The organism is Streptomyces racemochromogenes, assembly GCF_039535215.1.
Taxonomy (GTDB): domain Bacteria; phylum Actinomycetota; class Actinomycetes; order Streptomycetales; family Streptomycetaceae; genus Streptomyces; species Streptomyces racemochromogenes.
Window position 1 is genome coordinate 2,492,978 of the sequence record NZ_BAAAWT010000001.1, and the last position, 22,812, is coordinate 2,515,789.

Annotated in this window: 25 protein-coding genes; 12 read left to right on the forward strand and 13 right to left on the reverse strand. The window is 72.6% G+C overall.

Annotated features, from left to right (window positions below; all coding sequences use genetic code 11):
- Positions 1-3 precede the first annotated feature (3 nt).
- Positions 4-705, reverse strand: coding sequence for a Flp pilus assembly protein CpaB (gene cpaB, locus ABD973_RS11255; RefSeq protein ID WP_125822292.1), 702 nt, complete (start codon positions 703-705; stop codon positions 4-6).
- Positions 706-744: 39 nt separating this feature from the next.
- Positions 745-1,614 carry a hypothetical protein gene (locus tag ABD973_RS11260; RefSeq protein WP_345500055.1) on the reverse strand — a complete coding sequence of 290 codons (870 nt, stop codon included), beginning with the start codon at positions 1,612-1,614 and terminating at the stop codon, positions 745-747.
- A gap of 371 nt (positions 1,615-1,985) precedes the next feature.
- On the opposite strand from ABD973_RS11260, the gene ABD973_RS11265 reads away from it, so the two are divergent.
- Positions 1,986-3,680, forward strand: coding sequence for a chitinase (locus ABD973_RS11265; protein ID WP_345500056.1), 1,695 nt, complete (start codon positions 1,986-1,988; stop codon positions 3,678-3,680).
- 137 nt (positions 3,681-3,817) lie between these two features.
- Positions 3,818-5,149 carry a M14 family metallopeptidase gene (locus ABD973_RS11270; protein ID WP_125605074.1) on the forward strand — a complete coding sequence of 444 codons (1,332 nt, stop codon included), beginning with the start codon at positions 3,818-3,820 and terminating at the stop codon, positions 5,147-5,149.
- Between the two features lie 88 nt (positions 5,150-5,237).
- Here ABD973_RS11270 and ABD973_RS11275 read toward each other — a convergent pair whose 3' ends face one another.
- On the reverse strand, positions 5,238-5,645 hold the full coding sequence (locus ABD973_RS11275) for a RidA family protein (protein ID WP_125822290.1): 408 nt from the start codon (positions 5,643-5,645) through the stop codon (positions 5,238-5,240).
- Between the two features lie 495 nt (positions 5,646-6,140).
- Here ABD973_RS11275 and ABD973_RS11280 point away from each other — a divergent pair, with 495 nt between their 5' ends.
- From ABD973_RS11280 to ABD973_RS11290, 3 genes are read left to right on the forward strand one after another with little or no spacing between them, the layout of a single operon-like run.
- Entirely contained in the window at positions 6,141-7,421 is a 1,281-nt protein-coding gene (locus ABD973_RS11280; RefSeq protein WP_345500057.1) for an amino acid deaminase, read from the forward strand.
- 2 nt (positions 7,422-7,423) lie between these two features.
- Positions 7,424-9,004 (forward strand): N-acyl-D-amino-acid deacylase family protein, encoded by a 1,581-nt coding sequence (locus tag ABD973_RS11285; RefSeq protein WP_345500058.1) that lies wholly within the window; start codon positions 7,424-7,426, stop codon positions 9,002-9,004.
- A 48-nt stretch (positions 9,005-9,052) separates the two neighbouring features.
- Positions 9,053-10,066, forward strand: coding sequence for a YdcF family protein (locus tag ABD973_RS11290; RefSeq protein ID WP_125603978.1), 1,014 nt, complete (start codon positions 9,053-9,055; stop codon positions 10,064-10,066).
- Between the two features lie 75 nt (positions 10,067-10,141).
- Here ABD973_RS11290 and ABD973_RS11295 read toward each other — a convergent pair whose 3' ends face one another.
- A complete protein-coding gene (locus ABD973_RS11295) occupies positions 10,142-11,518 on the reverse strand; it encodes a carbohydrate-binding protein (RefSeq protein WP_345500059.1) in 1,377 nt (458 codons plus the stop codon).
- A gap of 179 nt (positions 11,519-11,697) precedes the next feature.
- Between ABD973_RS11295 and ABD973_RS11300 the strand changes: the two genes are divergently transcribed.
- Entirely contained in the window at positions 11,698-11,883 is a 186-nt protein-coding gene (locus ABD973_RS11300) for a hypothetical protein (RefSeq protein ID WP_007266193.1), read from the forward strand.
- 252 nt (positions 11,884-12,135) lie between these two features.
- Here the strand turns inward: ABD973_RS11300 and ABD973_RS11305 are convergent, their stop codons facing one another.
- The gene (locus ABD973_RS11305; protein ID WP_345500060.1) at positions 12,136-13,110 is read right to left on the reverse strand and encodes a LysR family transcriptional regulator; all 975 of its coding nucleotides are present in this window, start codon (positions 13,108-13,110) and stop codon (positions 12,136-12,138) included.
- Between the two features lie 103 nt (positions 13,111-13,213).
- Here ABD973_RS11305 and ABD973_RS11310 point away from each other — a divergent pair, with 103 nt between their 5' ends.
- Complete coding sequence (locus ABD973_RS11310) at positions 13,214-13,711, forward strand: nitroreductase family deazaflavin-dependent oxidoreductase (protein ID WP_125822285.1); 498 nt, start codon at positions 13,214-13,216, stop codon at positions 13,709-13,711.
- A 107-nt stretch (positions 13,712-13,818) separates the two neighbouring features.
- On the opposite strand, the gene ABD973_RS11315 is transcribed toward ABD973_RS11310, so the two are convergent.
- Genes ABD973_RS11315 through ABD973_RS11325 form a run of 3 tightly spaced genes read right to left on the reverse strand, consistent with a single transcriptional unit; the run spans position 13,819 to position 15,523 of the window.
- On the reverse strand, positions 13,819-14,385 hold the full coding sequence (locus ABD973_RS11315) for a GNAT family N-acetyltransferase (protein ID WP_125604768.1): 567 nt from the start codon (positions 14,383-14,385) through the stop codon (positions 13,819-13,821).
- A 59-nt stretch (positions 14,386-14,444) separates the two neighbouring features.
- Entirely contained in the window at positions 14,445-14,921 is a 477-nt protein-coding gene (locus ABD973_RS11320) for a macro domain-containing protein (protein ID WP_345500061.1), read from the reverse strand.
- 44 nt (positions 14,922-14,965) lie between these two features.
- The gene (locus ABD973_RS11325) at positions 14,966-15,523 is read right to left on the reverse strand and encodes a hypothetical protein (protein ID WP_185899786.1); all 558 of its coding nucleotides are present in this window, start codon (positions 15,521-15,523) and stop codon (positions 14,966-14,968) included.
- 372 nt (positions 15,524-15,895) lie between these two features.
- Between ABD973_RS11325 and ABD973_RS11330 the strand changes: the two genes are divergently transcribed.
- Together ABD973_RS11330 and ABD973_RS11335 are read left to right on the forward strand one after the other, a co-directional pair.
- Entirely contained in the window at positions 15,896-17,107 is a 1,212-nt protein-coding gene (locus tag ABD973_RS11330; RefSeq protein WP_125822283.1) for a pyridoxal phosphate-dependent aminotransferase, read from the forward strand.
- Between the two features lie 133 nt (positions 17,108-17,240).
- The gene (locus ABD973_RS11335) at positions 17,241-17,654 is read left to right on the forward strand and encodes an SCO4983 family protein (RefSeq protein ID WP_125822282.1); all 414 of its coding nucleotides are present in this window, start codon (positions 17,241-17,243) and stop codon (positions 17,652-17,654) included.
- A gap of 623 nt (positions 17,655-18,277) precedes the next feature.
- Here ABD973_RS11335 and ABD973_RS11340 read toward each other — a convergent pair.
- Positions 18,278-18,532: a hypothetical protein gene (locus ABD973_RS11340; protein WP_345500062.1), complete on the reverse strand. Its 255-nt coding sequence runs from the start codon at positions 18,530-18,532 to the stop codon at positions 18,278-18,280.
- Positions 18,533-18,767: 235 nt separating this feature from the next.
- On the reverse strand, positions 18,768-19,982 hold the full coding sequence (locus ABD973_RS11345; protein ID WP_345500063.1) for a helix-turn-helix domain-containing protein: 1,215 nt from the start codon (positions 19,980-19,982) through the stop codon (positions 18,768-18,770).
- Positions 19,983-20,071: 89 nt separating this feature from the next.
- Here ABD973_RS11345 and ABD973_RS11350 point away from each other — a divergent pair, with 89 nt between their 5' ends.
- Complete coding sequence (locus tag ABD973_RS11350; protein WP_345500064.1) at positions 20,072-20,437, forward strand: hypothetical protein; 366 nt, start codon at positions 20,072-20,074, stop codon at positions 20,435-20,437.
- Between the two features lie 11 nt (positions 20,438-20,448).
- Here the strand turns inward: ABD973_RS11350 and ABD973_RS11355 are convergent, their stop codons facing one another.
- Both ABD973_RS11355 and ABD973_RS11360 read right to left on the reverse strand, forming a co-directional pair.
- A complete protein-coding gene (locus tag ABD973_RS11355; protein WP_125822278.1) occupies positions 20,449-21,006 on the reverse strand; it encodes a hypothetical protein in 558 nt (185 codons plus the stop codon).
- Positions 21,003-21,281: a helix-turn-helix domain-containing protein gene (locus ABD973_RS11360; RefSeq protein ID WP_125822277.1), complete on the reverse strand. Its 279-nt coding sequence runs from the start codon at positions 21,279-21,281 to the stop codon at positions 21,003-21,005. Before ABD973_RS11360 ends, ABD973_RS11355 begins: the two co-directional genes overlap by 4 nt.
- Before the next feature lie 105 nt (positions 21,282-21,386).
- On the opposite strand from ABD973_RS11360, the gene ABD973_RS11365 reads away from it, so the two are divergent.
- Both ABD973_RS11365 and ABD973_RS11370 read left to right on the forward strand, forming a co-directional pair.
- Complete coding sequence (locus ABD973_RS11365) at positions 21,387-21,581, forward strand: hypothetical protein (RefSeq protein ID WP_125822276.1); 195 nt, start codon at positions 21,387-21,389, stop codon at positions 21,579-21,581.
- Positions 21,578-21,802 (forward strand): VOC family protein, encoded by a 225-nt coding sequence (locus tag ABD973_RS11370; RefSeq protein ID WP_345500065.1) that lies wholly within the window; start codon positions 21,578-21,580, stop codon positions 21,800-21,802. Before ABD973_RS11365 ends, ABD973_RS11370 begins: the two co-directional genes overlap by 4 nt.
- 478 nt (positions 21,803-22,280) lie before the next feature.
- On the opposite strand, the gene ABD973_RS11375 is transcribed toward ABD973_RS11370, so the two are convergent.
- Positions 22,281-22,700 carry a hypothetical protein gene (locus ABD973_RS11375; protein WP_125822274.1) on the reverse strand — a complete coding sequence of 140 codons (420 nt, stop codon included), beginning with the start codon at positions 22,698-22,700 and terminating at the stop codon, positions 22,281-22,283.
- Positions 22,701-22,812 lie beyond the last annotated feature (112 nt).

Below are 22,812 nucleotides of genomic sequence, written 5' to 3' on the forward strand. Positions count from 1 at the left end.
GCCTCACTTGTCCCCGTCGAGGGTGTACGTGCGGTCGGCCGTGCTGGGGGCCGAGTCGGTTCCGGGGGCCACCAGGGCCAGCCGGACGTGCTCCGCGAAGGACTCGGCGTAGGCGACGCGCTGGGTGTCCTTCGTGTTCAGGGCGAAGGTGATCGGGACGGCCTCGGCGGGGCCCTTGCGGTCGCCGTCCTTCTCGAGGGCGGTGAGCTTGCCGACGCCGAGGACGCGGGCGTTGGCGACGATGATGACCGAGCGGGAGGGGTCGGTCTCCTTGGCGCCCTTGAAGGTGGCGATGATGTTGACCTTCGCACCCGAGGTGATCTTGCCGGCGACGCCGGTGGCCGCGTCGATCATGATGGCGATCTCCTGCTCACCCGCCTGGAGCTGCGGCTTGTCGACGAACATGTCGCTCTGGAGCAGGGAGCCCTTCTTCAGGGTGGTGAGCGCGATCTTGCCGCGGAGCGCGCCGAGGTCGTCGACGGCGGTGTCGGAGAGCCAGCGCCTGGGGACCTTCACCTCTTCGAACTGGCCGGCCGTCAGGGAGCTGTACGGTGCGATGTCGCTCTTGACGCGGTACGCGACGACCTCGGCCCCGACCTTGGAGTTGACGTCGCCGATGACGACGAGGACCCCGGCGAAGGCGGCGAGGGCGCACAGGACCGACAGCAGGAGCAGGATGACGCCGCGGCGCTGGCGTGAGTTCATGAGCCGTACTACCTCGCCGTTCTTCGTTCGTTCGGGCGGTCAGGATCCGGTTCTCGATCGGGCGGCGGGCACCTCGGGCGGGGGTGCGGCCAGGGGGGCGGCGCAGAAGCCGCAGCGGTCGCCGATGAGCTCGAAGCCGCACCAGCCGCACTCCTCGCGGCGCACCGAGGAGACCAGCTGGTGGAGCACGGAGACGTCGGGGATGGCGGCGGCGAACTCGACGAGCTTGGGGGTGGCCCACCAGCGGGCGGAGTCGGCGGGCAGCGGGTTCTCCATGACGCCCTGCACCTGCCAGGCGGGGGCCAGTTCGGCGGCGACCCAGTCGGAGGACAGCTGGCCGCGCGCGAAGGTGAGGTGGGTGGCGAAGGCGGGGCCGGGCGGGATCACGCCGGTGGCGGCGGGGCCGAGCCGGGCCAGGTGCGGCGACGGGTGGGCGAGTACGGCGAACTGGGCGCTGGGCGACCAGGAGCGGGCGTGTGCCTTGAGGCCGACCGGGATCCGGTCGAGCTTGGCGACGGAGCCCAGCAGGGCTCCCGCGTAGACGTAGTGGGACAGCAGCCGGGCGGCGGAGGCGATCACGCCGGGGCTGAAGTCGCAGACGGTGAGCTGGCGCAGCTGACGCACCAGCACGGCGGTGCCCAGCGGCGGGAGGTCGGTGTCGACGAGCGCGATCCGGTCGGTCTCCAGGATGGCGCGCACGGTGCGCAGGCGGTGTGCGGTGGCCGGGGGCAGCCAGGACGGTACGACGGCCACGAGGTGGCCGTGCCGCTCCAGCAGGGTGCCGGCCGCGGCGAGGGAGGCCTCCAGCCCGGCTTCGGCGGGCGGGTGCAGTACGGCGGCGCCGGGGGTGTGCCGGTCGGGGGCCGGCAGCACCAGATCGGCACTGGTGACAGCGATGGCGGTCGGCACGCGAATCCCCCCGTTCACCCTCCGCGCGGCGTCCGTTCGCCCGGCCGACGGCCGGACCTGCGCACGCGCGCATGCTGCGCGACCGCAAACGATCGGCGCCCTTCCCCCTTGCCCGTGCACCATATCCGCGACGCCCCTGGCAGGGCAGGGGCTTGGAGATTCCCGTGCCGGAAGCACATGTCACAGGAGGCGGGAAACCCGGACAACAGGGATCGGGACCGGGTCCGTTTCAAGCCACATTGCAAACACTCTTGACACGGGGATTGGTCTGGACCAACTTGGCTGGCGCCGGCTTTCGGTCCCGGGGACCCCCACTCCCCCCTCACAGCTCTCCCTCCCCCTCCTCCCCTTCCTCCCCCCACGGAGCCCACGTGAACCGCATACGCTCCCTCGCCCTGCCACTCGCCGCCACCCTCGCCGCCGGCGGCCTCACCGCCCTCGCGGCGGGACCCGCCCAGGCCGCCGACGTCAACGTCGTCCGCAACGGCGGCTTCGAGTCGGGCCTCGCCAACTGGTCCTGCTCCAACGGCAGCGGCGCTTCCGTCTCCTCGCCCGTCTACGCCGGGGCGGGCGCCCTGAAGGCCACCCCGGCGGGCTCGGACAACGCCCGCTGCGGCCAGACCGTCACGGTCAAGCCGAATTCCACGTACACGCTCAGCGCCCAGGTGCAGGGCTCGTACGTCTACCTGGGCGCCACCGGCACCGGGACCCAGGACGTCTCCACCTGGACCCCGGGCTCGGGCGGCGGCTGGCAGAAGCTGTCGACCACCTTCACCACCGGGCCGAACACCACCCAGGTCACCGTCTACACCCACGGCTGGTACGGCCAGCCGGCCTACGCCGTCGACGAGTTCAGCGTCTTCGGCCCGGACGGCGGCGGCCCCACCGACCCCGGGCCGGGCCTTCCGGGCGCGCCCGCCGGGGCCGTCGTTTCCGGCCAGAGCCAGAACGGGCTCACCCTTTCGTGGAACGCGGTCAGCGGGGCGGGCGGCTACCACGTCTATCAGGACGGCGTGCGCGTCCAGACGGTGGCGAACACCTCCACGCCCGTCACCGGCCTCGCGCCGAGCACCTCGTACTCCTTCCAGGTGAGCGCGTACAACGCGGCGGGCGAGGGCCCCAAGTCGGCACCCGTCACCGGCACCACCACCGGGGGCGGCGGCCCGAACCCGAACCCGTCGGTGCCCAGGCACGCGCTGACCGGGTACTGGCAGAACTTCAACAACGGCGCGACCGTCCAGAAGCTCTCCGACGTCTCCGCGCAGTACGACATCATCGCGGTCTCCTTCGCCGACGCCACGACCACGCCCGGCGCCATCGCCTTCAACCTCGACTCGGCCGGCCTCGGCGGCTACACCGTGGCCCAGTTCAAGGCCGACGTCGCCGCCAAGAAGGCGGCCGGCAAGTCGGTCATCCTCTCCATCGGCGGCGAGAAGGGCACGATCTCGGTCAACGACTCCGCCTCCGCGACGAATCTGGCCAACTCCGCCTGGGCCCTGATGCAGGAGTACGGCTTCAGCGGGATCGACATCGACCTGGAGAACGGCCTCAACCCGACCTACATGACGCAGGCGCTGCGCGCCCTGTCGGCGAAGGCGGGCCCCTCCCTGGTCCTGACCATGGCCCCGCAGACCATCGACATGCAGTCCACGCAGGGCGGGTACTTCAAGACCGCGCTGGCCGTGAAGGACATCCTGACGGTCGTGAACATGCAGTACTACAACAGCGGCGCGATGAACGGCTGCGACGGCAAGGTCTACTCCCAGGGCTCGGTGGACTTCCTGACGGCGCTGGCCTGCATCCAGCTGGAGGGCGGCCTCGACCCCTCCCAGGTGGGCATCGGCGTCCCCGCCTCGCCGAGCGGGGCCGGCAGCGGCTACGTCTCCCCGACCGTCGTGAACAACGCCCTGGACTGCCTGGCCAGGGGCACGAACTGCGGGTCCTTCAAGCCGTCGAAGACCTACCCCTCGCTGCGCGGGGCGATGACCTGGTCGACCAACTGGGACGCCAAGGCGGGTAGCACCTGGTCCAACGCGGTGGGTCCCAAGGTCCACGGGCTGCCGTAGGCGGTAGAGGTGTGGGGGTGGCTGATTCGGTCCGGTGAGCCCGCCGGATACCCCCGGGGCTATTGACCGGGACATGCCACAAGAGCACGCTGTGCGCGTCCGCACGGCTACCCCCACACTCCCACCCAGGAGAACGCATGCGGCTCCACACCCGCCGGAGGGCCGCCGTCACGGCGGCCCTGCTGGCGCTCGCGCTCGGCGCACCCGCCTACGGCATGAGCGCGACGGCAGCACCGCCGCCCACCCCGTCCACGGCGACGCAGGACGAGGCCATCGCCCAGTACGAGATCCAGGGCCCCTCCACGGCCGCCGAACGCACGGCCCTGCTGCGCACCGGGGCCTCGATCGACGAGGTGGACGCCCGCTCGGTCGTGGTCAGCGCCGACCCCATGCAGGCCCGGAGCCTGCGCGCGCTCGGGTACGCGCTGACCCCGCTGCCCGGCCCGCCGGACCGCGGCGAGCGCGGCGTCGCGGCGTCACCGATGGACTTCCCCTCGGCCGACTCCAGGTACCACAACTACGCCGAGGCCAAGGCCGAGATCGACCAGCGCATCGCCCAGTACCCCGGGATCATGAGCAAGCAGGTCATCGGGAAGTCGTACGAGGGCCGCGACCTCATCGCCATCAAGATCAGCGACAACGTCGGCACGGACGAGGCCGAACCCGAGGTCCTCTTCACGGCCCACCAGCACGCCCGCGAGCACCTGACCGTGGAAATGGCCCTGTACCTGCTCAAGGAGTTCGGCTCCAAGTACGGCACCGAGAGCCGGATCACGAACATGGTCAACCAGCGCGAGATCTGGATCATCCCGGACCTCAACCCGGACGGCGGCGAGTACGACATCGCCACCGGCTCCTACCGCTCCTGGCGCAAGAACCGCCAGCCCAACAGCGGCTCCTCCTACGTCGGCACCGACGAGAACCGCAACTGGGACTACAAGTGGGGCTGCTGCGGCGGCTCCAGCAGCAGCAAGAGCTCCGAGACCTACCGCGGACCGGCCGCGGCCTCCGCACCCGAGGTGAAGGCCGTCTCCGACTTCGTCCGCACCCGTGTGGTCGGCGGCAAGCAGCAGATCACCGCCGCCATCGACTTCCACACGTACAGCGAACTGGTGCTGTGGCCGTTCGGCTACACCTACAACGACACCGCGCCGGGCCTGACGGCCGACGACCTCGCCGTGTACAAGAAGATCGGCACGAGCATGGCCGCCAGCAACGGCTACACGCCCGAACAGTCGAGCGACCTGTACATCACCGACGGCACGATCGACGACTGGCTGTGGGGCAACCAGAAGATCTTCGCCTACACCTTCGAGATGTACCCGGCGAACGGCGGCGGCGGCTTCTACCCGCCCGACGAGGTCATCGACCGCGAGACGGCGCGCAACAAGGAAGCGGTGCTCCAGCTGCTGGAGAACGCGGACTGCATGTACCGCTCGATCGGCAAGGAAGCCCAGTACTGCGCGTAGCGCGCGACGCGTGACGCGCAGTGCCGGCACGCACCGCCGAGCCGGGGCGCCCCACCGCCAGGGGGGCGCCCCTTTGGCGGGTCCGGCGTCAGCCGAGCACCGCCAGGGCGTCGATCTCGACCAGCAGCCCGGCGGGCAGGCCCACGTACACCGTGGTGCGGGCGGCGGGAACCTTCACGCCCTGCTCGTCGAAGTAGGCGTTGTAGATCTCGTTCATCTCGGCGAAGTGGCCGGTGTCGGTCAGGTAGACGCGGATCATCACCACGTCGTCCCAGGACGCGTCGCCGGCCTCCAGCACGGAGCGGACGTTCTCCAGCGTCTGGAGGGTCTGCTCGCGCAGCGTCGGCCCGGCGGTGGTGGGCGGCTGCCCCTCGACGTGCGGCAGGTAACCGACCTGGCCGGCGACCTGGAGGATGTTGCCCTTGCGGACGCCGTGCGAGAACTTGGCGGGCGGGGCGGGGTGCGACTCGGGGGTGACGGCGGTCTTCTCGCTCACGGCGGGGTCCTCTGCGTTCGTATCGGTACGGGGGTGTTTCCCCCGCTGATGGTGACAGCGGGCCGCCTCCCGCGTGACGCCCGCTCGACCGGTTCGCGAGGACGGGCTACGCCTCCCGCTGCGCGGTGCCGAGTCCCCTACCCGCCCTTCGCCCGTTCCCCGGGGCCCCGCCCCGGACCCCCGGGGGGCTCCGCCCCCAGACCCCCGCGCCTCAAACTCCCCCAGCTACCGCTGGGAGGTGCCCCCAGGCGGGGCTGGATTTCGCGCAGCGAAATTCCAGCCCACGCGGCGTTTGAGCCTTGTTCAGCCCCGCCGGCGATTGAGGCGCGGGTCCGGGCAGCGCCCGGGGAACGGTGGAAGGGCGGGTGGGGGACGGCCCCGCGCAGCGTCCCGCGCGCCCCCGGGCGGAACCGGGAGAGCGTTGACCCTCGTCCCACCGGGTGTTACACCACAGGCAACGCGCAGCGCGACCGCACCACCCCCCAGGAGGACCCCATGGCCAGCGACGCAGTCCGCCGGCTCGCCGACGAACCGGTCGACCACCGGTTCAAGGGCCTGCCCCCGGACGCCCAGGCGGCCGGCCTCACCGTCGGGGAGCTCGCCGCGCAGGGGCGGGACCTGTACACCGGCGGGTTCACCACCCCCGTCCTGACCCTCGACGCCGACGCGCTCGAACACAACCTCACGGTCCTCGGCGAGTACTCCGCCCGCCACGGCCTCGCCTTCGCGCCCCACGGCAAGACCTGCATGGCCCCCCAGCTGTTCGAGCGCCAGCTCGCCCACGGCGCCTGGGGCATCACCGCCGCCGTCCCCCACCAGGCCCGCGTCTACCGCGCCTTCGGGATCCCGCGGATCTTCCTCGCCAACGAGCTCGTCGACCCCGCCGCCCTGCGCTGGGTCGCCGCGGAGCTCGTCGCCGACCCCGGCTTCCGGTTCGTCTGCTACGTCGACTCCGTGCGCGGGGTCCAGCTCATGGACCGGGCCCTCCAGGGCCAGGGCGCCCGCATCGACGTCGTCGTCGAGCTCGGCGCCGGCGAGGGGGCGCGCACGGGGGCCCGTACCGACGAGGACTGCCGGGCCGTCGCCGACGCCGTCGCCGCCACCGGCACCCTCCGCCTCGTCGGCATCGCCGGCTACGAGGCCGAGGTGCCCGACGCCGACCCGGAGAAGGTCCACGCCTGGCTGCGCCGGCTCACCGGACTCGCCGCCGAGTTCGACAAGGCCGGGCGGTTCGGCACCGACGTCGAGGAGATCGTCGTCAGCGCCGGCGGCTCCGCCTGGTTCGACGCCGTCGCCGACGTGTTCGCGGAACTGCCCGAGCTGTCCCGGCCCGTGCTGAAGTTGCTGCGCTCCGGTGCGTACGTCTCCCACGACCACGGCTGGTACGGCCGCCTGACCCCCTTCAACCGGGTCCCCGCGGAGGGCGGACTGCGCCCCGCCTTCCGGCTCTGGACGCAGGTCGTCTCCCGCCCCTCCCCCACCCAGGCCTTCGTCAACGCCGGCAAGCGCGACGTCGCCTACGACCTCGGCCTGCCCGAGGCCGAACTGGTACGCGACGCCCTCGACGGCACCGAACGCCCCGCCACCGGCATCCGCGTCGTCAAGCTCTCCGACCAGCACGCCTGGCTGGAGACCGGCTCCGCCGAGGACCTCCAGGTCGGCGACTGGGTGGCGCTCGGCATGTCGCACCCCTGCACCATCTTCGAGAAGTGGCCGCTGATCCCGGTCGTCGGGGCCGACGGCAGGGTCGGCGACTACGTCCGCACCTTCTTCTAGCCGTGGACCTCGTCATCCGGGGCGCCCGTGTCGTCGACGGCACGGGCGGGCCCTCGTACACCGCGGACGTCGCCGTGCACGAGGGCCGGATCGCCGCCATCGGCCGGATCCCGTCCGGCGGACGGGAGACCCTCGACGCCCACGGGCTGGCCCTGGCCCCCGGGTTCACGGACATGCACGCCCACAGCGACCTCGCGCTGCTCCGCGACCCGGACCACTCGGCCAAGGCCGCCCAGGGCGTCACCCTCGAAGTCCTCGGCCAGGACGGCCTGTCCTACGCGCCCGCCGACGAACCGACCCTGGCCGGCGTACGCACCGCCATCGCCGGCTGGAACGGCCCCGGCGACGACGTCGACTTCGACTGGCGGACCGTCGGCGAGTACCTCGACCGGCTCGACCGCGCCCACGGCGGCCACGGCACCGCCGTCAACGCCGCCTACCTCGTCCCGCAGGGCACCGTCCGCGCGTACGCCCTCGGCTGGGACGACCGCCCCGCCACCCCCGCCGAACTCGACCGGATGCGCCTGCTCGTCGCCGAGGGCCTGGAACAGGGCGCCGTCGGCCTGTCCTCCGGGCTCACCTACACCCCCGGCATGTACGCCACCGGCTCCGAACTCACCGAACTGTGCGAGGTCGTGGCCCGGTACGGCGGCTACTACTGCCCGCACCACCGCTCGTACGGGCGCGGCGCGCTCGCCGCGTACGCCGAGATGCTCACCCTCACCCGCGAGGCCGGCTGCGCCCTGCACCTGGCCCACGCCACCATGAACTTCCGCGAGAACCGGGGCCGGGCCCCCGAACTGCTGGCCCTCCTCGACGCGGCCCTCGCCGACGGCGCCGACGTCACCCTCGACAGCTACCCGTACACCCCCGGCTGCACCACCCTCGCCGCGCTGCTCCCCGGCTGGGCCCACGAGGGCGGCCCCGAGGCCCTGCTGGCGCGGCTGCGCGACGAGGACACCGCCCGGCGGATCCGGTACGCGCTGGAGGTGGAGGGCTCCGACGGCTGCCACGGCGTACCGGTGGACTGGGCGACCGTGGAGGTCTCCGGGACGAACGACCCCGCGTACGGCGGCCACGTCGGCACCCGCCTCGACGGCTGGGACACCGCGCGGCGGCTGCTGATCGGCGACCGGCTCGGGCCGACCGTCCTCCAGCACGTGGGCCACGAGGAGAACGTCCGGGCGATCATGCGCCATCCCGTCCACACCGGCGGCTCCGACGGCATCCTGCACGGCGCGAAGCCGCACCCCCGCGCCCACGGCACCTTCCCGCACTACCTCGGCCACTACGTGCGCGAGCTGGGCGTGCTGACCCTGGAGGAGTGCGTGGCCCACCTGTCGGGCCGCCCGGCGGCACGGCTGCGGCTGCCCGACCGGGGACTCGTCCGCGAGGGCTTCCGCGCCGACCTGGTCCTCTTCGACCCGGACACGGTCGCGGCCGGGTCCACGTACGAGCGGCCGCGCGCCCTGCCGACGGGCATCCCGCACGTCCTGATCGACGGACGGTTCGTCATGCGGGACGGGAAGCGGACGGACGTCCTGGCCGGACGGGCCGTCCGCAGAACCCCCGTCCCGGCGTAGGACTTTGGTCCCCTCGGAGGTTCACGGCCTGCACATACGATGAACGCCATGGCCGTCTTCCTCCTCCCCGCCGTCTTCTTCCTCGCCTTCTGCGTGAGCGCCTTCAAGGACCGCCGCCGCTTCAGCAACGCCGTGCTGCTCGGCCTGACCTGCATCACGCTGGCGGCGACGCTGCTCTTCAAGGTGGCGGCCCTGCCCGCGTGGGCGGCCCTGGCGATCTTCGCGCTGGCGTTCACCGCGCCCGTGCTCGGCACGCTGGCGATCGGCGGCTTCCTGATCGCCAACGGCGTCACGATGATCCGCAAGGAGGGCCGGCGCCCGGCCAACCTGCTGTCGATGCTCGCGGGACTGGGCATCTTCGGGATGATCGCGCTGCTGATCGCCGTCCCGATGTTCCACTCCACCGTCCTGACCGGCATGGCCACGACGCTGACCCTGGTCGTCGGCTACGTCGCCTTCATCTTCCTGTGCTTCCTCGGCTACGCCTTCCTCTACGGCCGGATCAAGGTCCGCGGGGACGTCGACCACGTGGTCATGCTGGGCTCCGGCCTGATCGGCGGGGACCGGGTGCCGCCGCTGCTGGCCTCCCGGCTGCGCAAGGGGCAGCAGATCTACGAGGCCCAGCTGGCCCGCGGCTCCCGCCCGCCGGTGCTGCTCACCTCGGGCGGCAAGGGGTCCGACGAGCGGGTCTCCGAGGCGCGGGCCATGGCCGACTGGCTGATCGCCGAGGGCGTGCCGGCGGAGCACGTGCGACTGGAGGAGAACTCGGCCACGACCGAGGAGAACATGCTCTTCTCGAAGGGGATCATGCTGGCGGACGAGCCGGGCTACCGGTGCGTGGTCGTCACCAACAACTTCCACGCCTTCCGCGCCGCGATGCTGGCCCGCAAGACGGGGGTCAACGGGCAGGTCCTCGGCTCGCCGACGGCCCGCTACTTCCTGCCGAGCGCCCTGCTGCGCGAGTTCGTCGCGGTGTTCTGGGAGCACCGGGTGGTCAACCTGTCGATCTGCGGGGCGCTGGCCGCGATCGGCGCCCTCGCCACCCTGACCGCGGTGGTCTAGGCGCGGGTGCCGCGGCGTGCGGGCGGGGGTGCCGCGACGCCCCCCTTGGTCGTCACGGCACCCCCTGCTCGCGGGTTACAGCTTCTGCCAGAGCGCCGGGACCACCGACGGCTCCCAGCCCGTCTGGGCCTGGTGGCCCTGGAGGCAGCGGTAGGCCGCGCCGCCGTACGTGACGGTGTCCCCGGCCGCGTAGACGGTGCCGGCCTTCCAGGTGCCGCCGGGCTGCGGGTCCTCGGGGCCGGGGCCGGGGCCGGGGCCCGGGTCGGAGCCGGTGACCTTGAGGGTCAGGCCGTACGCCGACAGGATCGGGTTCAGCGGCTGGAAGAAGGTGGTGCCGCCGCTGGTGCAGTCGCCGGAGCCGCCCGAGGTGACGCCCTGGGCCTGGCTGCCGGAGATGTAGGAGCCGCCGGAGTCGCCGGGCTCGGCGCAGACCGTGGTCCGGGTGACGCCCGAGATGGTGCCCTCGGGGTAGGTGACGCTGGTGTTTTGCTGCTGGACGGTTCCGCAGTGCCAGCCGGTGGTCGATCCGGAGCGGCAGACGGAGGAGCCGACGGGCTGCAGGACGGAGCCGGTGACCTGGACGTTCGCGCCGCCGCTGCCCTTGACGTACGGGGTGGCGGTCCAGCTGGTGTTGGCGGCGACCCACGCCATGTCGTTGCCCGGGAACACCGACGCCTGGAACGAGCCCTGGGCGACCTGGTTGAAGCCGCTGGTGGTGGTGCCGACGCGGCCGCAGTGGCCGGCGGTGGCGAAGCCCTGGGCGGTGCCCTTGGTGACCGGGAAGCCGACGGAGCAGCGGCCCTGGCCGTTCATGTAGTACGCGTCCCCGCCGCGCAGGTCGTACAGCGGGCGCGGGGCCCGCTCGGCGGCGGTGCGCACGACCGTCACGAGCGCGGGGTCGGTGCCGGTGGCGGCCAGCAGCCCGGCGGCCGCGCCGGGCCGGGTCTCCTCGACGACGAGGGTGTTGGTGCGCGGGTCGACGTACCGGACGGGCGTCTCGGCGGTGGCGGCCCGGTCGAGCCCCGCCTTCACGGCGTCCAGGCCGGCGAGGGAGCGGCTGACGACCTTCGCCTCCGCCCCGGCCGCGCGTATCGCGGCGGCGTCGGCGGCGCGGGTGGTGGCCACCGTCAGGGTGGCGGAGTCGGCCCCGTCGACCCAGGCCCCGGCGAAGGCGGCGCCCAGCCGGGCGCGCAGCCGGGCGGCGGTGGCGCCCGCCTCGGCCTCGTGGGTGAGGCGGTCCCTGGCCTGCGCGGGGGTCAGGCCGAGGTCGCGCCGGAGGGCGGTGAGCAGCTCGGCGGGCGTGTCGCCGGGGCGCAGGGTGGCCGTCGCGGACTTCTGCGGTGCGGCCGGGTCCCCGGTGGGGGTGGCGGCCCCCGCGGCGGTGGTGCCGGCCAGCAGCAGCCCGGCGGCGGCCAGGGCGGTACACGCCGCGCGGGCGTGTCGCTTGAGCATGGTGGATCTCCTCGGTTCGGTGGGGGTCACCGAAACCGTAGGAATCCGAACCTGCTTACGGGAGCTGCCGGTTGGCCCCTTCCCCGGTGTTATGGCCGGGCCCGTCCGGTCCCCGGCGTGCGTTCATGGGGCGGGGGCATCAGGATGGGGGCCTGGGGGGGTACGGCAGGAGGTATCCGATGGACAGTGAAGCCAACGAGCAGCCCACCCGGTCGGACCGGCTCTTCACGGGTGGAGAGCGCGCGTACGACCCCGAGGACCTGGTGATGGCGACCGGCCACGACCCGACTCCGGAGCGGGTCGAAGCGGCGCGGAAGCTGATCGAGAAGGAGGGCCCGCAGGTCATCGAGCGCTACCTCCCGTAACGCCCGCCCGACCAGGGCTGCCGAACCACGACCCCGGGGCCTCCCCCGGGGCCGCGGCTTGCCCGGGAGCGCCTCGCAGGACGGCAACTTCCGGCCTCGCCGGCGTTTGAGGCGCGGGGGTCTCGGGCGGAGCCCCCGGGAACGGGGTCCGGGGCAGCGCCCCGGGGAACGGGCGAAGGGCGGGTAGGGGACCCGGCCCCGCGCAGCGGCCCACCACCCCGGCTCCCTGCCCCCTGCCCCTGGCCCTGCCCCTCAGGACGTGGCGGCCCCCATCGCCGCCTCCCGCACCGCCGGCCCCGCCGCACGCCCCCCACCCGCGCCCCCCGCGGAGCGGGCCAGCGCCTCCGCGTGCGCGGCCCGGGCGTGCGCCAGTACGCCCGGCGCCCGGGCCGCGGCCGGCGCCGCCGGGTGCCAGCCCAGCAGGTGCCGCCACACGAGCGGGCTCCCGGCGAGCGGCCGGGCCACCACCCCGCAGGTCGCGGGGAACGTGGCCCGGCACAGCCCGACGGCCCGGCCGACCTGGACCAGGTGCACGCAGGACGCGGTGTCGGTCTCGTAGACGCAGGCGGGCGTGAACCCGGCGCGGACGCAGGCCGCCGCGAAGCAGTCCCCGAAGCAGCCGTCGCCCGGTACGTCGGTCCAGGCCTCGGCGGCCAGCTCGGCCAGCTCGATCTCCGCGCGGCGGGCCAGCGGGTGGTCGTCGGCCAGCATCACGTGGACCGGGTCCCGGGCCACCTCCAGCCAGGCGAGCCGGCCCGGCTCCGGCGGGGCGCTCTCGCCGCACGCGCCGACCAGCGCGAAGTCCAGCCGCCCGGCGGCCACGCCCTGGGCGATCTCCCGTTCCGACCAGGACGTGCACGTGGTCACCGGCACCCCGGGTTCCTGGTGGGCGAGCCGGTCGACGAGCCCGCCGAGCAGCGGCCCGTGGGTCCCGCCGAGCCGGTACCCGGCCGCGCCGCCGCGGGCGAAGCGCACCGCCTCCTCCTGGAGCTCGGACAGGGCGGGCAGCAGGACGCGGGCGCGCTCCAGCACGAGTTCGCCGAGCGCGGTGGTCCGTACGCCGTCCCGTCCGCGCTCGAAGAGTGCGCCGCCCAGGGCCCGCTCGATGCGTTTGAGCTGGCCGCTCAGGGCGGGCTGCGCGAGCCCGAGGGCGGTGGCGGCGCGGGTCAGGCTGCCGGCGTCCGCCACGGCTCTGACGATCTTGAGGTGCCTCAGCTCCAGATCCATGGTCCGAGCTTGGTCCAGACCTGTGCGCGTGCGCTACGGGTCCGGCGCATCCAGAATCGGTAAAGGCTCGTTAGCGCTCCGGGGGACGCCCTACGGAGGTCAGATGAACGTTGTTGCCATGCCGCCCGCCCCGGCCGGCACCCCCGCCCCGGTCTCCCCGGTTTCCCCGGTCGACTGGGACAACCCGACGGACCCGCACCCCGGGCCGCGGCTCGACCACGTACGGACCTACGTGGCGAGCGGCGGCACCGACGGCCACCTGTGGCACGGGGTCCCGACCCTGCTCCTGACCACCCTCGACCGCGCCACGGGCCGGCCGGTGCGCACGCCGCTGGTCTACGCCGAGGACGAGGGCCGGTACCTGGTCGTCGCCGCCGACTCGGGCGGGCCCCGCCGGCCCGCCTGGTACGGGAACCTGACCGCGCACCCGGAGGTCCGCCTCCAGGTGGGCACCCGGACCTTCGCGGCCTGGGCGCGCACGGCGGACCCCGTCGAGCGGGAGACGTACTGGGAGGCACTGACCGCACTGTGGCCGCCCTACGAGGAATACCAGGCGCTCGCGGGGCCCCGGGAGCTGCCCCTGGTGATCGTGGAGGGCTGACGGGCGGGCTCCGGGCCCCCGCCGGAGGCGAATCGATCCGCCTCCGGAGCGCGTCCGGAGCCGCCCCCGGCCGGAACCGCGAACCGGGGTTCCGGGCCCGGCGGGCTCTACGCGGCCGGCCGCTCGGCCGGGGTGGCGACGGCGGTGTAGGTGCGGCCGGCGACCGCGTACTCGCCGAGCGGGGTCATGCCGAACGCGTCGACGTGCACCCGCCAGGAGGCGGCGTTGCCCGCCTCGATGAAGGCGACCAGCGCCTCGGCGCGCCCGGCCGAGGCCTCGACCGCCCTCTCGAACAGGCCCCGGGCCACGCCGTGCCCGCGGAAGGCGGCGTCGACCACGACCGGCCCGTACAGCAGCCACGGCACCTCGCTCAGCGGACGTCCCCGCCAGTCGAGCTCCGGCTGGGCGCGCAGCAGCCCGAGGACCGCCGCCGGCGGGTCGCCCATGTCCGCGGCGACCGACAGCGCGAGCAGCCCGGCGACCTGACCGTGCCCGGCGTCGGCCACGAGCAGCTCCCCGTCCCGGGCCATGGCGCGCAGGGTGTCGAGGCCGAAGGCCCCCTGCACGAAGCCCTGAGCGGCACGCTGCTCTTCGGTGAGGGCGTCGTGGTGGTTGGCGGCGAACAGCCGTGCCATGGCGGGCGCGTCGGCCTCGGTGGCGTATCGGAAGCGCATGCGGCGATGCTGCCACGCCGCCGCGCCCCGGTCGTCGGCGACCGGGCCCGCATGTCACCTCACGCGTGGTCGTACACCGTCACCGCCACGTCCCGCGCGCAGAGCGCCTCGGTGATCAGCGGTTCGATGCGGGACCACTTGCCGCCCGCCAGGCCGCACCCGATGCGGGGCATGTGGACGCTCGCCCCCAGCTCCAGGGCGTGGTCCGCCAGCTTGACGAGGCAGCTCTCGACGGCGTCGTAGCGGATGGGCGGGCCGCCGCTGCCGGTGCGTATCCCCCGCTGGCCGACCATGTTGGCCACCCAGACGTCGGGCTTCACCCGCACCACCCGCACGGCGCCGAGCCCGAAGTCGTTGCCGCTGCGGCCGCGGTGCCAGGCCCTGAACTCGGCTTCCGGCTCGGGCCAGCGCCGGGAGAGGGCGAGCACGAAGCCCTTTCCCCAGCCGCCTATGTCGTTGCTGACGTGCGCGATCAGCTTGGGGCCCTTGGCCTGCGGACTCGTCGCGTCCCCGGAGATGATCGTGAGCGGCTTCATGCACCCACGGTAGGCGGGGGCACTGACAACGGGCCGGCGTTCGGTCAGCGGTTGGTGTTGAGGAAGCCGATGACGACCGCGCCCCACCAGCAGGCCTGGGAGACCAGTGCGGTCGCGCCGCCCCAGAGGAGGAGGCCGCGGCCCACCTCGCCGGTGGCTGCTTCGAGGCGGCGGCCCAGGAGGCCGGCCTGGAGGCCGTTGACGGTCAGCAGCGCGACCAGGCCGATCTTGGTCATGGTCAGCGGGGAGGTCAGGTCGGGGTGGAGCATCAGGCCGCTCACCACGAGGCCCCCGAGGCCGGCCCAGATCGGTACGTGGAGCCGGGAGGTCGCGGCGACGACCTCCGCCAGGCCGCAGCGGCCGGTGGCCCACAGCAGACCGTAGTAGTCGGCGGAGAGCACCGCACCGAAGCCCAGCACCAGCGAGGCGAGGTGCGCGAACAGCGCGGCGGAGTGCATGGCCGCGTCGGCCTGCATGTGCAGCGAGCACCACAGGCCCGCCGCCAGGACGACCAGCGCACAGAGGGCCCCCGCCGCGACGGTCCACCACGAGTCGTAGAGGCGGACGGGGCGGGGGGCGAGTCTGGCGGCTGGGGAGGACATGCGCGGGCTCCGGGATGAGGGGATGCGGCTCCGTCGGCCGCGAAAGCAAGGTAAGGCTCACCTAAAGAAAGCTTTCCGTCAATCCAGGTCCACTGGCCGAAACCATGACCCTCGACACAGGCCGGGGCGGGCCCGGACCCTACTCGGGGGTAGGTCGGACGGACCCCGCCGCCGCGGGGTGACGAGCGCAACACCGGCGGCCCGGCGCTTCCGCGCCCTCACCCATTCCGCAGGCCGGACGGCGGCCGCGCCGCCGTTTCAAAGGGTGGACGGGGGCGCCACCCCTCCATCGCGCGAAGTGGGGCATATCGCTCGGTGGAATTCCCCCGGAACGGCCGCGCGGGCGGGCGGCAGGGCCCGTAAGCTCCCGTCATGCAGGTGATCCAGTCAACGAAACTCGCCAATGTCTGCTACGAGATCCGCGGACCCGTCCTCGAAGAGGCGATGCGGCTCGAAGCGGCAGGTCATCGCATCCTCAAGCTGAACACCGGCAACCCCGCGGCCTTCGGCTTCGACTGCCCGCCGGAGATCCTCGAGGACATGCTCCGCAACCTGGGCAACGCCCACGGCTACGGGGACGCGAAGGGCCTGCTGTCGGCGCGGCGCGCGGTCATGCAGCACTATCAGACCAAGGGCATCCACCTGGACGTCGAGGACATCTACCTCGGCAACGGCGTCTCCGAGCTGATCCAGATGTCGATGCAGGCGCTGCTGGACGACGGCGACGAGGTACTGGTCCCCGCCCCGGACTACCCGCTGTGGACCGCGTCGGTCTCGCTGGCCGGCGGCACCGCCGTGCACTACCGCTGCGACGAGCAGTCCGACTGGATGCCCGACCTCGCGGACATCGAGCGCAAGGTCACCGACCGCACGCGCGCGATCGTGATCATCAACCCGAACAACCCGACCGGCGCCGTCTACGACGACGAGATGCTGCGCGGGCTGACGGACATCGCCCGCCGGCACAACCTCGTGGTCTGCTCCGACGAGATCTACGACCGGATCCTCTACGACGGCACCACGCACACGAACACCGCGGCGATCGCGCCCGACCTGCTGACGCTGACCTTCAACGGCCTGTCCAAGAACTACCGGGTCGCCGGGTACCGGGCGGGCTGGATGGCGGTCTGCGGACCGAAGAAGCACGCCTCGTCGTACATCGAGGGCCTGACGATCCTGGCCAACATGCGCCTGTGCGCCAACATGCCCTCGCAGCACGCCGTGGCCACCGCGCTGGGCGGGCGGCAGTCGATCGTCGACCTGGTGCTGCCGGGCGGGCGGCTGCTGGAGCAGCGCGACACGGCGTACGACCTGCTGACCCAGATCCCGGGCATCACCTGCGTGAAGCCGAAGGGCGCGCTGTACCTGTTCCCGAAGCTCGACCCGGCGGTCTACAAGGTCAAGGACGACCGGCAGATGGTCCTCGACCTGCTGCGGGCCGAGAAGATCATGGTGGTGCACGGTACGGGCTTCAACTGGCCGGAGCCCGACCACTTCCGCATCGTGACCCTGCCCAACACGAAGGACCTCGCGGACGCCGTCACCCGGATCGGCCGCTTCCTGGACGGGTACGGGCAGCCGTAGGGGGTGGGGTGGGGTGGGTGTTCGGGGCGCCCGTTCCGGTTGCACCGCTCCACTCCCACTCAACCAAGATTCGACTCAACCTTAGACCGGTTCCAATGTAGGATGGCCTCCTGACCAAGCAGGAGGCTTCCTCATGTACGAACCGAGCCGTGCCAAGTCGGTCGTCCACCGAGTGGACGCCGGCCGCACCGAACCCGCCGGGTACCCGCGGAGCAGTCGGGGCGAAGCCCTCGACATCCAGCTCGCCGGTCACCTGGCCGCGCTGCTCGCCGTCACCGACGAGCTCGGCCTCGACGACGACGGCGCCGTACGCATCGCAGCCCAGGTTTCGCGCCTGCGCGGGTCGGACCCCGTCCGCGTCGCCCACCCCGCCCTCGCGGACGGTCCCGACACCCGCACCCTCCACCGCCGCGCCCACGACCTGGCCGCCCGCGCCCTGCTCGTCGCCGCGTCCCGCGCCGACACCGCCGCGGCGATCCTCGCGGCCCAGCGCATGGACGCCCACGCCGCCGCCCTCGAATCCCCCGACCGGGCCGGCGCCCACTGACCGGCCCCGGTCCGGGACCGCGCAGGCTCCGGACCGGGTGCCATGGCTGTTTGGGGCCTTGGGGGCGTTTCGCCTCGGGCCCGCTATCTCCCCCTCGAGGGGTGCGGCCGGGCGGTGGCTGCCCACCCGCCCCCTCGTCTGCGGGCCGGTGGCCCGGGGGGGGCGGTATCCCCTCGGGCGGTCTCAGAGAAGCGTGGGGGCTTCCCGTCAGTCCCATCGTCCTTCCGGTTCGGGCCGGTCCCTCAAGGGCGCTCCCTTCGGTCGCGTCGCTACGCGATGGCCTTCGGCCACCCTTGACCGACCGACCCGAACCGGAAAGCCGAAAGACTGCCGGGAAACCCCAAAGAAACGGGCCGGACGATCCTTGGAGGAGCGGGTCCCTCAGCGATGAGACGAGGGGCCGGGGCCGGCCCGCCGGGCATCCGAGCCCTCAAGAGTCCAGATCCCGGGCCGGGTGCTCGGCTACCCGCACGAGAGGTTGATCAGAGCGACCTACGGAGCCCACAGGCGCGCCAGATCGCTACGCGCTCCCCATTTCCCAGCGTCCGACGACCGTCCCGGGCTGATACCCGCACCAGAGGATGAACAGATCGACCTGGGGATCCGACAGGCGCGACAGATCGCTACGCGCTTCTCTGGTCTCGGCGGCCGGCGGCCGTCTTGGGCTGGTCCGGGGCGGGTTCGACGTTGGTGGCGGCGGTGGTGAATTCGCGGCCGCACGCGCCACGGATGTAGGCCAGTTCCATCCAGCGTTCGACGCCGGTGTCGGAGACGTTCTCGTTGATCACGGCCATGAGGACGCCTTCGGTGCCGGAGGCGATGTCTCGGACGCGTCGGTGGAGGAGGCGGTGGGGGAGGTATTCGTAGCACTCACTCATCGGACGCTCCCTCGAAGGTGACGAGGAAGCGCTCCCAGCCGACCAGCGCACGATCAAGGAGCTCGGTGCTGGGACTGCTGGTGGTTCGTGCCCGCAACCACGGATTGTCGGGGTCGAGCGGATGGGTCGTCTGCGCGGCTGTGGTCATGTACCCCTCGCATCGTCTGCCGGACGGTTCGATCTTCTCGTCGGCCGGCGAAAGACCACAGGGACGCAACATCCCAGTTTTCCGCACTTAGTTGGCGTTGCCGAGGAAGTCCTTCAGCTGACGCAGGCCCGGGGGGTGGTGCGGTCCGGCCCACAGATCCGTGACGATCGCCACGGCCAGGGTGTGGTGCCGCATCCACGCCGGGGCGACCCTCCGCAGCCGTTCGAGGGCCTTCAGTGCGCCGGTGGCATCCCCCAAGTCCGCATGAGCGCGCGCCAGGTCCAGGAGCAGCCACGTCCGCCACGAAGGCGGGGTGTCCTTGCTGAGCCTTATCCCCCTGGCCAGCGTCAAAGCCTCCTCCGGGCGCTCGTGCTGGACCGCGAGGCGGACCCGCTCGATGCGCACCGACGACCGGCTGAACACCGAGACGAGTTTGCCGTCGGCCGGCGGAGGCAGCGTCGCCAGGCGGCCGGCCGCCTTCTCGGCGGTCACCATCATGTCGTTGGCCGTCGCGTAGTCGTCGCTCCTGGCGTACGACGTGGCTGCGGACATCAGCAGTGCGCCCCAGACGCGAACTCCTTCGGATTTGCCGGTGTGTTCGCGTTCCACCGCGTCCGCCGCATGTACGGCCAGGTTGCGTGCGTCGTCCAGCCTGGCCTGCCTCTGGTAGGCCCACGCCACGGAGTTCGACAGCATCGGCGCGAGCAAGGGGTCCGACGAGTCTCCCGCTGCGGTGTACGCCCGCTCCAATGCCGAGAGGGCGAGGTCCGTCTTGCCCAGGCGAATGGCCAGGTGTCCGCCAAGCTGCAGTGCCTTGCCCAGAGCCGCTTGTCCGGCCGCCCGCTGGTCCGCGTTCCCCACGGCGGCGAGGAGTCTGGCATCGGCGATGATGCCCGGCAGCACCTCCATGAGGCGGCCGAAGTCCGCGGAGTGGTAGAGGGTCCAGCCGGCCGCCAACTCGGCCCGTAGGAGCGGGAGCGACAAGCGCTCCGCACCAGTCGGCTCCTCGGGCGGGGCGAACAACGGCGGCATTATCGCCCGCCGCACGGCCACGAGCGCCGGGGAATCCGCCTCACCGTTCGAGGGCACACCGGGCGGATCGCCCAGCAAGCTCGTCAGCTCGACCCCAAGCCCCTTGGACAGTGCGTGCAGCGTGGGCAGTCGGGCGCTGTGCTTGCGCCTCTGCTCCAGTTTGCGCACCACGTCGACGGACACACCGGACCGCTCCGCCAGACCCTCTTGAGTCAGGTTGGCGAAGCGGCGAAGACGACTCAGACGGTCGCCCAAGTGCTCAGCAGCCATATGGCCAAAGTACGCCTTTCAGCTCCCGGAGCACCGCGGTTTCCGCCGGGCGGACGATACGCTCTGGCGGGCCGACGAGAGGGATTCACATGTCGCAGACCGAAGGCGCACGACTCTTCCGCGAAGCCTGGATCGCGGGGGTGCGACAGCACTTCCCCGGAGAGCCGAAGGCCGGTTACGTGACTCCGTGGGACGAGACGCCTCAGTGGGAGCGCGAGGCGGCGGGCGCCGTGTACGCGCAGGTGCGCCAGTTCGTCCAGATCAGCGGCGCTGCCACCGCACGCCTGTCGCGGGAGCAGAAGGGCCGGTTCGTCGCCGTCTGTTGGACCGCTCAGATGTTCAAGCACTCCGAGGACCCGAAGCCGGGTTACGTGGCCGACTGGCCGGACCTCCCGTCCTGGCAGCAGGAGACGGACGCGGACATCTTCGAGGCCATCGAGAAGGCACTCGGCTGACGACACCGCACTCACGCCGGTGCCGGCTGACCTCGCCCGTCAGTGGGGTCCATGGCGGGCTCCTCGTCGCCCTCGTCCCCGTCGTCGCAGTAAGGGCACCAGGGCGCCAGGCGGTTGTGTGTACGGGTCGTCCACGTAGTGGCCACGGTGAGGACGATCCCGGCGATCAGGAAGAGGTACGCCCTGCGCTGCGCGCCCTCCATTCCCAGCAGGTGGTAGAGCGGGGCACAGCCCAGGACCGCGAGGGAGGTGTTCGCGAACAGGACCAGGCCGAACCGGGGGACGGAGCCGAAGAAGGCGTGGGACGCCCACAGTGCCCGGCGCGCCCTGCCGGGCTCCCGCGCGGACTCGGCCGGGTTGAGCGGCAGCACCTTGACGCACTCCGCGCACGGCGGCGCGAAGTGGTGCCGGATCTGCATCGCGCCGGGGACGATCATCAGGAGCTGCCCGGCCGCATAGACGACCAGGCCCAGGAGCCCGGTCCCACGGGTGACCACGAGGGCGGTGATCACGACGGCGGCCGCGACCGCCTCCAGCGCGTACCCGGAGTGCCGGTGCGGCAGTCTCATCGGGTGACCACCTCCGCCGCCTTCGCGGCTTCGCGCGGCACGAGGCACACCGTGAGGTCGGTGCCCATGGCCTCCGCGACCCGGTGCAGGACATCGAGGCTCGGCAGGCTCCGGGCCGCCTCCAGCCGCGACACGTGCGGCTGCCGCATCCCGGCCGCCTCCGCCAACTGGCGCTGAGACCATCCCAGTTCGATCCGGCGGTCGTACACCGCCTGGGCGATCCGGTAGGCAAGGTCCCGCTCTTCGAGCTCTTCGGACTCATTCTTCCTTGGCATACCCCCGATGGTATGTATACCTTGAGCGGGATACCAGAGGGGGCCGCATCACCCCAGCGTGCAAGCCGAGTTGGCGGATGTCCCGCCCGACGGAGGGATGGACCGATGCTTGAATTCCTCGCCCGCAACCCTTTCCTGCGCCCGCTGTTCACCACGGTGAACGTTGCGATCGCGGTCATGCTGGCGGCCTCACAGCCCGAGCACCGCACGCTCTACCTCGTGTGGGCGGCCCTCGGGTGCGTCGACCTGCTGCTCCAGGGCTATACGGCCGTCCTCGGACGGAAGAAGACCTCCGCATGACGATCGACCTGCTGGTCATCTACACGAACCGCCTGGACGAGTGCCGCGACTTCTATGCCGGCCTCGGCCTCGACCTCGTCCCGGAGCGCCACGGCAACGGCCCGGACCACTACGCCGCGACCCTCGCCGACGGCACCGTCCTGGAGCTCTACCCCGCCACCCGCCGCCCCGAGACGGGCTACCTCCGCCTCGGCCTGACAGACGACTCCCCCGCACCCTGACCGACCCCGACGGCCGCACCGTCGTCCTCACCGCCCCGCAGGGCGTCGTACACCAGCCCCGGACGGTCGTCGGACGCTGAGACGAGAGGAGCGCGTAGCGATCCGGCGCGTCTGGGGGCTCCGTAGGTCGCTCTGGTCGACCTGTCGTGCGGGTAGTCGCGCCCCCGGCCCGGAATCGCAGGCGTGAGGACCCGGATGCCCGGCGGGCCGGCTCCTGGCCCCTCATAGCACTGAGATGCCCGCTCCTCCAAGGATCGTCCGTCCCGTTTCTTTGGGGGTTTCCCGGCAGTCTTTCGGCTTTCCGGTTCGGGACGGCCTGTCAAGGGTCGCCGAAGGCGATCACGAAGTGACGCGACGAAGGAGCGCCCTTGACAGGCCGGCCCGGACCGGAAGGACGATGGGACTGGCGGGAAGCCCCCAACCCTCCCTGAGACGGGGCGAGGGAACACCGCCCCACCCCCTCCAGGGTGCCCCGACCTCACCCCTCCCCCGCCACCCCCGTCACCCCGCACCACACCCCCGTCCCCGCCGCCCACACCGGGCCGACGGCCTCCGTGCGGGCGGCGGTGGGGGTGTCGCGGGTCAGGCCCGGGAGGCGGACCAGGGTGCGGGATTCGCGGGCGTCCGGGGTGGTCGGCGGGCGGTCGCGGAACTCGACCGTGGCGACGTACGAGCCCTCGCCCCGGGCTTCCAGGACCGCCACCACGCGCCGGCTCGGCGGGTCGATCCGGCACCCGGTGACCCGTACCTCCGGCGGGGCGGGGGCGGGGGCGGCGGGGCTCCCGCTGGCCCAGACGTACAGCCCCAACGGGGCGAACACCAGCAGGCCGGACAGGCAGACCATGCCCGCCACCCACCCCTGCCACCTCAACGCGGACCCAGACGTACTCACACCCATGCCCAGATCCTCCCGCCGCCCGCCCCCTCCCACCAGCACCCGCCCACCCACACAGCATTTCGAAGCGGGACCGTCTGGACACCCCGCGTTCACCCAACGCCCGGCGGAATGT